Source organism: Mesorhizobium sp. M0029 (genome assembly GCF_040323735.1).
Lineage (GTDB): Bacteria > Pseudomonadota > Alphaproteobacteria > Rhizobiales > Rhizobiaceae > Mesorhizobium.
In genome coordinates, this window is record NZ_JAMYVF010000018.1 from 88,872 (window position 1) to 99,854 (window position 10,983).

11 protein-coding genes are annotated in these 10,983 nt (G+C 63.3%); 6 read left to right on the plus strand and 5 right to left on the minus strand.

The features are described from left to right. Positions 1-4: 4 nt before the first annotated feature. Positions 5-1,525 carry a sensor histidine kinase gene (locus tag NKJ76_RS25355; RefSeq protein WP_502882002.1) on the minus strand — a complete coding sequence of 507 codons (1,521 nt, stop codon included), beginning with the start codon at positions 1,523-1,525 and terminating at the stop codon, positions 5-7. A 166-nt stretch (positions 1,526-1,691) separates the two neighbouring features. Here NKJ76_RS25355 and NKJ76_RS25360 point away from each other — a divergent pair, with 166 nt between their 5' ends. Then, positions 1,692-1,919 (plus strand): hypothetical protein, encoded by a 228-nt coding sequence (locus NKJ76_RS25360; protein WP_352538627.1) that lies wholly within the window; start codon positions 1,692-1,694, stop codon positions 1,917-1,919. Positions 1,920-1,945: 26 nt separating this feature from the next. Here NKJ76_RS25360 and NKJ76_RS25365 read toward each other — a convergent pair whose 3' ends face one another. Beyond that, positions 1,946-2,866: a diacylglycerol/lipid kinase family protein gene (locus tag NKJ76_RS25365; protein ID WP_352538628.1), complete on the minus strand. Its 921-nt coding sequence runs from the start codon at positions 2,864-2,866 to the stop codon at positions 1,946-1,948. A gap of 259 nt (positions 2,867-3,125) precedes the next feature. Here NKJ76_RS25365 and NKJ76_RS25370 point away from each other — a divergent pair, with 259 nt between their 5' ends. Next, positions 3,126-4,430, plus strand: a complete 1,305-nt coding sequence (locus tag NKJ76_RS25370) for a PRC-barrel domain-containing protein (RefSeq protein ID WP_352538629.1) — start codon at positions 3,126-3,128, stop codon at positions 4,428-4,430. Between the two features lie 96 nt (positions 4,431-4,526). Here the strand turns inward: NKJ76_RS25370 and NKJ76_RS25375 are convergent, their stop codons facing one another. Beyond that, complete coding sequence (locus tag NKJ76_RS25375) at positions 4,527-6,065, minus strand: alkaline phosphatase family protein (protein WP_352538630.1); 1,539 nt, start codon at positions 6,063-6,065, stop codon at positions 4,527-4,529. 217 nt (positions 6,066-6,282) lie between these two features. Between NKJ76_RS25375 and NKJ76_RS25380 the strand changes: the two genes are divergently transcribed. The 4 genes from NKJ76_RS25380 to NKJ76_RS25395 all read left to right on the plus strand — a co-directional run bounded on the left by NKJ76_RS25380 (position 6,283) and on the right by NKJ76_RS25395 (position 9,452). Further along, positions 6,283-7,215: a VOC family protein gene (locus tag NKJ76_RS25380; RefSeq protein ID WP_352538631.1), complete on the plus strand. Its 933-nt coding sequence runs from the start codon at positions 6,283-6,285 to the stop codon at positions 7,213-7,215. Between the two features lie 4 nt (positions 7,216-7,219). Beyond that, positions 7,220-7,852, plus strand: a complete 633-nt coding sequence (locus NKJ76_RS25385; protein WP_023683957.1) for an alpha/beta hydrolase — start codon at positions 7,220-7,222, stop codon at positions 7,850-7,852. Next, positions 7,845-8,144, plus strand: a complete 300-nt coding sequence (locus NKJ76_RS25390; RefSeq protein ID WP_352538632.1) for a GNAT family N-acetyltransferase — start codon at positions 7,845-7,847, stop codon at positions 8,142-8,144. The genes NKJ76_RS25385 and NKJ76_RS25390 overlap by 8 nt, the downstream gene beginning before the upstream one ends. A gap of 249 nt (positions 8,145-8,393) precedes the next feature. Beyond that, on the plus strand, positions 8,394-9,452 hold the full coding sequence (locus NKJ76_RS25395) for a dipeptidase (protein ID WP_352538633.1): 1,059 nt from the start codon (positions 8,394-8,396) through the stop codon (positions 9,450-9,452). 3 nt (positions 9,453-9,455) lie between these two features. On the opposite strand, the gene NKJ76_RS25400 is transcribed toward NKJ76_RS25395, so the two are convergent. Further along, positions 9,456-9,704, minus strand: a complete 249-nt coding sequence (locus NKJ76_RS25400) for a hypothetical protein (protein ID WP_352538634.1) — start codon at positions 9,702-9,704, stop codon at positions 9,456-9,458. A 2-nt stretch (positions 9,705-9,706) separates the two neighbouring features. After that, a complete protein-coding gene (locus NKJ76_RS25405; RefSeq protein WP_352538635.1) occupies positions 9,707-10,933 on the minus strand; it encodes an aminomethyl transferase family protein in 1,227 nt (408 codons plus the stop codon). Between the last annotated feature and the right edge of the window lie 50 nt (positions 10,934-10,983).

The following is a 10,983-nucleotide window of genomic DNA, read 5'->3' on the forward strand; positions in this document are numbered from 1 at the left end:
TGCTTTAAGCCGGCAGATCTTCAAGCGGCATCGATATTTCGGCGAACACGCCTTCGCTGCGGAATTCGTGGGTCACTTCGCTCGATAAAACCTTCGCGAGGCTGCGGCGGATCAGGATAGAGCCGAAGCCCTGGCGTTCCGGCGGGTCGACTTTCGGCCCACCGCTTTCGCTCCAGGTCAGCACAAGGCGGCGCGCGCCTTTCTTGCCCGCCGCCTTCCAGTCGACATCGACCTTCCCCGAGCCAACCGACAGCGATCCGTATTGCAGCGCGTTGCTGGCCAGTTCGTGCATGATCAAACCGAGCCCCACCGCCTGGTCGGGCGAAAGCAGCAGCTCCGGACCGGAGATCACGATGCGCGGCCGTTCTGCCGAATCGAACGGCTTGACCTCGATCTGCATCAGTTCGCGAATACCGATGCCGCGCCATTCGCGATCCGACAGCAGGTTATGGGCAGCGCCTAGCGCCTGCAGCCTGGCGCCGAAGGCTTCCAGGAATTCGCTTGGGCGGCGAGCGTGGCGAACGGTCTGCGTCGCCAGCGCTTGCACCGTCGCCAGCGTGTTCTTGACCCGATGGTTGAGCTCGCGCAGCAGCAGCCTTTGCCGGTCCTCGCCGAGCTTGCGTTCCGAGATGTCGTAGTTGACGCCAAAGATCAGCGTCGGCTTGCCTTCGCCGTCGCGCTCGATGACGCGGCCGCGGGTGACTATCCAGCGCGGCGGATCGAAGCCTTTGACCCGGTATTCGCCGAAATAGTCGTCGCTGCCGGTCAGGGCATCGCGAAAGCGCGTCTCGGTCTGGTAGACGTCGCGCGGGTCGATGGCGGCCAGAATGTCGCGCGCCCGCAGCCGGTTCGAACGCGGCAGGTTGAACAGCTCCGACAAACGCACGTCGCATTCGATCATGTCGGTGCGGATATCCCAGGCCCAACTGGCGAGCGAGGCGGCGTCGAGCGCTATGGCTCGGCGCTTTTCCTCCTGCGCCAAAGCAGCCGTGGCAATGGCGCCGCTGCGGGTGGCGTCCTTGAGGGTAAACAGGCTGGCGGCGAGGCTGGCCAGCGATTTCAAATGATCGAGCGCGGCAGCGGACGGAAATTCATGCGGCTCCCGGTCGAGTACGCACACCGTGCCGACGCGCGCGCCGGCGACCACCATCGGCGCGCCGACATAAAAGCGGACATGGTGTTCGCCGGTGACCAGCGGGTTGCGGGAGAAGCGAGGGTCGATGCTGGCATCCGGCACCACCATCGGCTCGTCGCCGGCGGCAATGGTATGGGCGCAGAACGATATGTCGGTCGCGGTTTCGGTCTCGTTGAAGCCGACACAGGATTTGAACCACTGTCGTTCGGTGTCGAGCAGCGTGACGAGCGCGATCGGCGCCTGCATCACGGCGGCGGCAAGGCCGGTGATGCGATCGAAGTCGGGATCGGAGTCGGTGTCGATCGCGTCAAGCCCGTGCAGTACGGCAAGCCGCTCCGGCGCCGCCACGGCGCGGCGGACCTCAACCGGCAAACCAGCCTGCTTCGTCACCTTGCTATCCACCAAGCCCCCTCGCTTGCAGGCCCCACCCGCGGTGGCGCGCACCTTGCGCGGCCGTCGCGCGCCGGAACTTTTGTAGCAAGCAATCGTTACCCCACCATGTTTCGCCGGCGATGGTTTTATCCACCATCCCGGCTGCACGATAGGAACGCCGCCAATGACCAAGATCGCCCCTGAAAACAAAGCCCGTCAGGGGCGCTGGGGTTGGCACGGCCTGCGCATATTGGTCGCCGCGTTGCTCCTGGCTTTCATTGCTTGGGGAGCGGCCGAGATTTATGGCCAAAAGATCGATCCAGATAACCCTGAAAGCCAAGGGCAGCCCACCGGCCAGAGCGCGCCGGCCAACCAGAGCGCGCCAGCCGGCGAGGGGCAGTCGGGCGGCTAGGGTTTTCCGCGTCATCCGTAATCGCATCAGGCGGCCTTCGCCTGGGCGGCTTGCGCCGGAACCAGGACGTTCAGTGCGCCAGGGTGGATCTGGATTGTCGTTTCACGCTCCAGCTTGACCAGTTCGCCGTCGATGACGGCGCCGAATTTCTTGCTCCCTGTATGGATTTTCACGATTGCCTTGTCGGCCTGATGAGTTTCGACATGATCGCTGTCGCGCCACCTGCCTCGAGCCATGTCGAAGAGCGCCCTGACCAGTTCGCCACGCTGCCGCGCCACGGTTACATAGATGCCGAGCACGCCGCCGGCAGGATTGTCGGCATAAGGCAGATGGCCTTCGCCAAACAGATTGTTGGAAATGCCGATGCCGCTGATGCGGGTCACGATTTCGGCTTCGCCGACCTTCAATGTCACCTTCATGGCGGGAGGATTGTTGATCGTCGTCCAAGCGGCCTTGGCCGAGGCGCGAATCTTTCCCAGGCGCGAGGCGAATTCCATATTGTCGCGCAGCTTCACCATCCTGGCGTGCAGGCCGATCGAGAACTGATGCACGAACGGCCGGCCATTCGCGCTCGCGATATCGACCGCCATGATCTCGCCGTCGGCAAAGGACTTCAGCGCGCCATCGATGGTCTGCGGAATTCCAAGGCCGCGGGCGAACAGGTTCATGGTTCCTGCAGGCAGGACGGCCAGCGCCTTCTTGCCATTCATCAGCCGCCCCGCGGCGGCCGAAATGGTGCCGTCGCCGCCACCGGCCAGCACGACGTCGATGTCTCGCCGCGCGGCGACCTTGTCGAGCGCCGCGACAATCTCCTTGCCGGCGACGATGTCGATATCGATGGAGTGACCAGCCGCCTCAAGCGTCTGGCGCATGCGGTCGGTTAGCGCGGAAAGATCGGTGGTCCGCAAGGTGCCGCCGTCCCGGTTCAGCACCGCTGCAAATCGCATGCCCCGCTCCGTATTCTTTTTAGCGGCCGGAATTGCCAGCCGCAGGCTGAAACGGGCAAGCTTGGCAAAGGTTCCATCGGCCGGGCGGAAATCTCGGGCGATTTCACGGACTTGCCCGGGGTATATCGATGCTCCCGTTTTTTCGGAACAAGCGCCTTGTCACAACGTTGTGATCCCATTGGAGGCGCCGCCTTCGGTCTCCCGGCAAGTGGTTTGCCGATTGCGGCGCGCACGAGATCACGCAAGAGGAGACTTAATCATGATCCGCACACTGTTCGCGACGACCGCACTCGCAACGCTGATCGCTACCGGTGCGTTTGCGCAGTCAACGACGACCCCGGCGACGACCCCAGCGCCGGCTGAAGCCCCTGCTACCATCGCGCCGGCGCCGCAACAGGCCGACGGCGCGCTGATGACCAATATCATCGGCGAGTCCGTCTACAATGGCACTGGCGACGATGCGCAGAAGATCGGTGACGTCAGCGACGTCGTCCTTGATGAAAACGGCCAGGCGAAATCCGCCATTATCGGCGTTGGCGGCTTCCTCGGCATAGGCAGCAAGAACGTCGCCTTCGACTACGGCAAGTTGCAATGGGTCGAGAGGAATGGTGACCGCTGGCTCGTCGCCGAGACGACGAAAGAAGCGTTGACGGCGCTGCCCGATTTCGACCGCAAGCCCTACGATCCGGCCCCGGCCACTGCTTCCACGGCGCAGAACGACCCGCAGAAGCCGGTTGATCTCAACGCCGCGCCGTCAGAACCGGCGGTGAAACGCGCTGACGGCAATCTCGCAACCAACATCATCGGCGAGAATGTCTACAATGGCACTGGCGACGATGCCCAGAATATCGGCGATGTCAACGACATCGTGCTGACCAAGGATGGCAAGGCGCAGTCGCTGGTGATCGGCGTCGGCGGCTTCCTTGGCATGGGTGAAAAGAATGTCACCTATGATTTCGCCAAGGCGCAGTGGGCCGAAAAGAACGGCGATCGCTGGCTGGTGGCGCAGACCACCAAGGAGGAACTGCAGGCGCAGCCTGATTTCGACCGCAAGCCCTATGATCCGGCGCCGGTGACGACAACGTCCGACGCGACGCAACCGACTGCTCCGGCTGCCCCGACGGCCGTTGCACCGGCTGACAATGCTCAGCCCGCGGACAAGACCGCGGAAGCTCCGGCCGGTACAAAAGCCACCGATCCGACGCAAACGGCAGCGATCGACAAGTCCACACTGACCGAAATGCCGGTCGGTAACATCAGAGGCGACGACCTGAAGGGCACCACCGTCTATGGCGCCAACGACGCCAAGGTCGGCGAGATCGGCGACGTCGTGCTCACGCCCGACAGCAAGCCGGATGCCGTCATCATCGATGTCGGCGGCTTTCTAGGCATCGGCGCCAAGGAGGTCGCGGTCGGCATGGACAAGCTCAAGTTCATGACCGACAAGGACGGCAACAAATATCTCTACACCAACTTCACCAAGGAGCAGCTGCAGGCGCAGGCCGCGTATGACAAGGGCAGCTATGCCGAGAAGCGCGACCAGCAGCGGATGATGGTACAGTAAGGGAATAGGCAGTAGGGATTGGGCAGTAGGCGAAACCGAGTGACGAGGCATCAGGCCGCCAGAACATTCTACTGCCTACTGCCTACTGCCTACTGCCTACCACATATCCACCACCCCTTCGTCCGTCAGCTCTGCAAGCGCCAACGACTGGTCAAGATGCTCGGCGCGCCAGGCAAGCAGTCGCTCGGCAAATTCAAGCCGCACGCTGAGATAGGCCGGGTCGGCGGCAACGTTGGCCAGTTCGCCCGGATCCTTCTGCATGTCGAAGAGCAGCGGCGGCAGGCCGCCGCCGAAATGCACGTATTTGAATTTTTCCGTACGGATGACGGCGAGGTTGCACTGGCGCGAGCCGATGCCGAAATGCCGTTCGGCCTCACCGCTGGCAATCGAGCGGAAGTCGAACTCCCAATGCGCCGCGTCGCGCCAATCCTTAGGCGGTTCATCTTGCAGGAACGGTTTTAGCGAGCGGCCGTCGAGATGCAGCTGGGCGTCGGCGTCCAGCAGATCGAGCAAGGTCGGGAAGATGTCGACGGCCTCGGTGAAGTGGTTGACGGTCGAGCCGGCTGCATTGCCGTGACGCGGGTCGCGCACGATCAATGGGATGTGATAGCTGCCGTCGAAGAAGCCGCCTTTGCCCAGCATGAAATGGTCGCCCATCATCTCGGCGTGGTCCGAAGTCAGCACGATGATGGTGTCATCCCATGCATTCGCCGTCTTGATCGCTAGCCAGATGCGGCCAAGCTGCGCGTCGACCTCCGAGATCATGCCGTAATAGATTGCGCGGATGGCCCGGATGTTGTCGTCGCCCCAGTCGCGCACGTGGCCGTCGGTGCCGGGGCGGAAGCTTCTCCGCTTCTGGCGACCAAGGTCGTAAGCCAGATAGGGATGCCTTTGCGCCTCGGCCTGCCAAGTCTCGACATGGCGGAAGGGCGGTCCATCCGCCGGATCATACAGCGTGTTGTAGGGCTGCGGTACGACAAAGGGCGGATGCGGGCTGATGAAGGAGACATGCGCGAACCATGGCGAATCCTGTTCGTCCAGCCAGCGAATGAATTCGCCGGCAAGAAAAGCGGTCGGCGTCTCGTCCCTGGAATAAACAGGCGGCGCATTGGTCACGGCGCCGCTCGCTTCCCCGCCCACGGGACGGTGAATGCCGGGAGAGCCCGCGCTGGTGTCGACGCCACGTGCCTTCAGCCATGACAGCCATGGTTTCTGATGCTCAGGCAGGAACTGGCGCACGCTGAAGCCGGGCAGCACGCCCTCATAGCTTTTCAGCCGGGGATCGCCCGGCGCCATCGTGCGCGGATCGGGCGAGACGTCGGTGTAGCCGAACAAAGTCGGATCATAGCCGAGGGCGCGGGCCGAAAGCGCCATGTTGCCGTGGCGGGCGTCGAGCGGCGTGCCGTTGCGGCAGACGCGATTGTTCATCTGGTAAAGGCCGGTGTAGAGGCACGCGCGGGCCGGCGAGCAGGGCGCCGCGCCGCCGTAATGCCGCTTGAATAGGACGCCTTCGGCGGCGAGCGCATCGGCATTCGCCGTCTTCACCACGGGATGGCCGGCAGCCGACAGGCAATCGCCCCGCCATTGGTCGCAGGAGATCAATAGGATGTTCGGGCGTCTGCTTTTCGCGGCCAATGCTCTATCCTGTCACGTCGGGAAGACGTTCAATGAACCGGAATTTGGCGGCAGCGCAAGCCTGTCAGTCTTGCTTAAATGGTGAACGAAAATTTCCTGCTGTTCACTATTAAGATACAGTCCATTCTGAGTTTGCCGCCTTTGCCGTTGCCGGGCGGCCCCTCATATAGGCGTGGACAGCGGCAACGGCCGCAAACCCAAGGGAAGGAGCAAGACAATGCTCGACCAGATCAAGGGCCTGCATCACGTCACGTCGATGGCCGGCGATGCGCGCCAGAACAATGATTTCTTCACGCACAAGCTCGGCCTGCGCCGGGTCAAGAAGACCGTCAACTTCGACGCGCCAGATGTCTATCACCTCTATTATGGTGACGAGCACGGTACGCCCGGCTCGGTGATGACCTATTTTCCGTTCCCGGACATTGCCAGGGGCCGCCACGGCGTCGGCGAGGTCGGTACCACGGCCTATTCGGTGCCGGCCGGCACGCTCGGCTATTGGGAAAAGCGCTTCGCCGATGAAGGCGTTGCGGGTGTCTCCCGCGAAGAGACGTTCGGCGAGAAGCGGCTGGCCTTCGCCGGTCCCGACGGCGAGGGTTTCGCGCTGGTCGAAGACAAGGCGGACAGCCGCGCGCCATGGTTGAAAGGCGGCATTCCCGCTGATGAGGCGATACGCGGCTTCCACTCGGTCTCGCTCAGATTGAAGGATGGTGGCGCCACGGAAGAGCTGTTGAAGTTCATGGGCTATGAGCAAGTGGACAAGTCCGGCAGTGTCAGCCGGCTCGCCATCAAGAACGGCAACGGCGCTGATGTCGTCGATATCGAATCGCTGCCTACCGCGGGCTTTGCCAATCTCGGCGCCGGCTCGGTCCACCATGTCGCCTTCGCGGTGGAGAACCGCGCCCAGCAGCTCGAAGTGCGCAAGGCGCTGATCGATACGGGTTATGGCGTGACGCCGGTGATCGACCGCGACTATTTCTGGGCGATCTACTTCCGAACGCCGGGCGGCGTGCTGTTCGAAGTCGCCACCAATGAGCCGGGCTTCGACCGCGACGAGGACACCGCCCATCTCGGCGAAGCCCTGAAACTGCCGACGCAGCACCAGCATCTGCGGCCCTATCTTGAAGAGCATCTGCAGAAGCTGGAAGGCTGAGACGATGAGCAAGGAAGCTTACATCCATAAGGCGCTGCCGGGTTCGCCCGGCGGCCCGCTGCTCTTCGTCTTTCACGGCACCGGCGCGGACGAGAGCCAGCTGCTGTCGCTCGGGCGCGACCTCGCGCCACAGGCGACGATCGTATCGCCGCGCGGCGATGTTTCCGAGCATGGTGCGGCGCGTTTCTTCCGCCGCACCGGCGAGGGCGTCTACGACATGGACGACCTCGCGCGGGCGACCGCCAAGATGGCCGGTTTCATCAAGGCGCAGGTGGCAGCGGCAAGGCCATCTTCGGTCTTGGGTCTCGGCTATTCCAACGGCGCCAACATCCTGGCGTCCGTAATGTTCGCCGCGCCCGAGCTGTTCGATGCGGCGGTGCTGATGCACCCGCTTATCCCGTTCGAACCGCAGGTGCAGGGCAGCCTTGCCGGACGCCGCATCCTGGTCACCGCCGGCAAGCGCGACCCGATCTGCCCGCCCAACCTGACATCCCGGCTGGAGGCCTATTTGCGCGCCAATGGCGCCGATGTCACAGTGGAGTGGCACGATGGCGGCCACGAAATTCGACCAAACGAGATCGAAGCGGCGAGGCGGCTTTTTGCCGATGCGCCGGTTGAAGGAGCAAGCGATGCCTGACGAATTGCCTGAGATCGAACTCGAGGACCGCGGCTCGAAGGGACGTTATGTGCTGCGCGGACCCGGCGGCGCCGAGGCGGAAATGACCTTCACCAAGGTCGGCGAGCACCAGATCATCATCGATCACACCGAAGTGCCGGACGTGTTTCGCGGCCAGGGCGCCGGCCTTCGGCTTGTCACACGCACCGTCGAGGACGCGCGGGCAGTGGGCAAGAAGATCATCCCGCTCTGCCCCTTCGCCAACGCCCAGTTCCGCCGCCATCCGGAATGGGCGGATGTGCTGAAGCAATAGACCTTTTTCCCTTCTCCCCTTGTGGGGTGAGTTGCCGGTCGCCGAAGGCGAATTCATCGTGCCAGTGGCGCGATGAAAGGCCGGCGAACGCCGGGACGCTGCGAAGCAGCGGGGACCCGGCAGGTGGTCGGAGTCGCTCAGCCACAAGAGCGAACACCTCTCTGGCATTTGCGCAGTTCGGCCTTCTTGCCTAAGTACACAGTTCGCTGCGGTTCGTCCGCTCCTGCCAACTGACCGAATGGCTTCCTGATGACCGAATCCGATCTCGTCCCCGTCTTCGACGGCCACAACGACACGCTGCTGCGACTGTACCAGTCGAAAGACACCGACGTCGAAAAGCTGTTCATCGAGGGGACGCAGGGCGGTCATATAGATCTGCCGCGCGCCAAGAAGGGCGGCTTTGCCGGCGGCATGTTCGCGATCTTTCCACCGCCGGTCGAGAAGAGCAAACGCTCTGCGGTTCCGCCGGCGCCGAGCGACAATGAGCCGTTGCCGCCGGAACTGCCGCGCGCTGATGCGCTCAATTCCACCATCGGCATGGCCTCGATCCTGTTTCGGCTGGAGCGAGCGGGGGCGCTGACCGTCTGCCGCAGTGCCGGTGACATTCGCGAGGCGATGGCGAAAGGGTCGATCGCGGCGTTGTTTCATATTGAAGGCGTCGAGGCGATCGATCCCGAACTTACCTTGCTCGACGTGCTCTACGAAGCCGGCCTGCGCTCGCTCGGCATTGTCTGGAGCCGACCCAACGCCTTCGGCCATGGCGTCCCGTTCCGCTTTCCGTCGTCGCCCGATACCGGACCGGGGCTGACCGATGCCGGCAAGGCGCTGGTCAAGGCCTGCAATCAGCTCAAGATCATGATCGACCTGTCACATCTCAACGAAAAGGGCTTTCGCGATGTCGCCGCGCTCAGCGATGCGCCGCTGGTCGCCACTCATTCCAACGTGCATGCGCTGTGCACCCATTCGCGCAACCTGACGGACTGGCAGCTCGGCGCCATCCGCGAGACCGGCGGCATGGTCGGGCTCAACTTAGCCACCGGCTTCCTGCGTGAAGACGGACGGATGAATTCGGACACCAGCCTCGACATCATGGTGCGCCATGTCGACTCGCTGCTGCAGGCGCTGGGCGAGGACGGAGTCGGTCTCGGCTCGGATTTCGACGGGGCGATGATTCCGGCCGTCATCGGCGACGTTGCCGGTCTGCCGAAGCTGATAGATGCGCTGGCCGCGCGCGGTTTCGGACGCGCGTTGATCGAGAAGATTGCCTATCGCAACTGGCTGAGCGTTCTCGAAAGAACCATAGGCTGAGGCTTAAGCGCCTATGCGCTTCAGCCAATCCTGGCCGCCGCCGCGATCCCTGATCATCGGCAGCGGGTTCTCCCAGTCCAGCCGCGCGCAGATGCGGTAGACTTCGAGCGTCTCGGCGCTCATTTCGCCGCGCTTGTAGAAGTACATGGCGGCGGCATAGCGGGTGCGACCCGACCATTTCTCGCCGAGCGGCGTGTTGACCAGCTGCCACTGTTCTGCGGCTTCCGCCGCATCATCTTGTAAGTCGGCCATAGTCAGAAATCCGCCGGTGGATTGGCGGTGCGGCGGTCGAGCTTGATGAAGGGACGGGCCACCACCTTGGCCCGCTTCATCAGCTTCTGATACTGCAACTCGCGCATGGCGTAGATCTCGACCCAGAGGTCTTCCACCATCGTATCACCATAGGGACGCGTCAGCGAGGCGATGGCAATGTTGCGCTTGGCCATCGGCGACCACATGGCGGCGCTGACCAGGCCGACCTCCTGATGCTTCTTGTGATAGACGATGGCGTGCTCGGCCGGGATGTTGCCTTCGATCTCCAGCCCGACCAGCACGTAAAGCAGCTTGCGTTTGGCACGGGCTTCGAGGATGGCGCGGCGGCCATTGAAATGGCCTTTTCCCAGGGCGACCATAAAGCCGAGACCGATCTCGTCCGGCATGCGCAGACGGTCGGAGCGAATGGCATGGTCTGCGGTGGTGAAGTCGGCATTGGCGACGATCAGGCCGGCTTCCAGCCGGGCGCGGTTGAGGGCGGCGTAGCCGATGGCGCGGATGCCGCGCAGTTCGCCTGCCGTCATCAGGCGGTCCCAGAGGCCGAGCGCTTTTTCGGCCGGCACGAACAGTTCGTAGCCGAGATCGCCGGTGAAGCCGGTGCGCGAGATGGTGATAGTGCCGCCATCGTGCGGGAATTCGGCGAGATCGAACACTTTGAGTTTTTCAACGCCGGCGAAACCCGCCTCGTGCAGCACGGCGAAGGAGGTTGGGCCTTGCAGAGCGAGACCAGCGACGCTTCCAGTCTCTTCCTCGACTGTCACCTCGAAGCCGGTCGCGCTGTCCAGCAGCCAGGGCAGGTGCCGCTCCTGCGAACACAGGCGGAAGCGGGTCGGCGACAGCCGGAACAGCGTGCCGTCATCGAGGACAAAACCTTCGTCGTCGCACCATGCGGTGTAGTGGACGCGGCCCGGTTTCAGCTTGGTGATATCGCGCAGCGTGACGCGATCGAGGAAGGCTTCGGCATCCGGACCCTCGATCCGGTATTTGGTCATCGGCGAGATGTCGAACAAAGCCGCCTGGCTGCGGATGGCGAAATATTCGAGTTCCTCGTCCCACAGCGAATGCGGCGCGCGATAGCCGGCCCAATTGTACCAGTCCTGAGTTTTGGCCACCGCATCGATGCGCGGCTGGAACGGCGTGCCGAGACGCAAGGTGCGGAAATGGCCCTGCGCTGTGGTGCGGGCGGCGTTGTTGATCGGACTCGTCATGACGGCATTCCTTCGCCGTAGAGTGCAGCGTTGACTGGCTGAAACATCCG

Coding starts and splice junctions, on each gene's coding strand:
- NKJ76_RS25360 (WP_352538627.1), top strand. CDS start 1,692: ATGACCAAGATCGCCCCTGAAAACAAAGCCCGTCAGGGGCGCTGGGGT.
- NKJ76_RS25365 (WP_352538628.1), bottom strand. CDS start 2,866: ATGCGATTTGCAGCGGTGCTGAACCGGGACGGCGGCACCTTGCGGACC.
- NKJ76_RS25370 (WP_352538629.1), top strand. CDS start 3,126: ATGATCCGCACACTGTTCGCGACGACCGCACTCGCAACGCTGATCGCT.
- NKJ76_RS25405 (WP_352538635.1), bottom strand. CDS start 10,933: ATGACGAGTCCGATCAACAACGCCGCCCGCACCACAGCGCAGGGCCAT.
- NKJ76_RS25390 (WP_352538632.1), top strand. CDS start 7,845: ATGCCTGACGAATTGCCTGAGATCGAACTCGAGGACCGCGGCTCGAAG.
- NKJ76_RS25380 (WP_352538631.1), top strand. CDS start 6,283: ATGCTCGACCAGATCAAGGGCCTGCATCACGTCACGTCGATGGCCGGC.
- NKJ76_RS25385 (WP_023683957.1), top strand. CDS start 7,220: ATGAGCAAGGAAGCTTACATCCATAAGGCGCTGCCGGGTTCGCCCGGC.
- NKJ76_RS25400 (WP_352538634.1), bottom strand. CDS start 9,704: ATGGCCGACTTACAAGATGATGCGGCGGAAGCCGCAGAACAGTGGCAG.
- NKJ76_RS25395 (WP_352538633.1), top strand. CDS start 8,394: ATGACCGAATCCGATCTCGTCCCCGTCTTCGACGGCCACAACGACACG.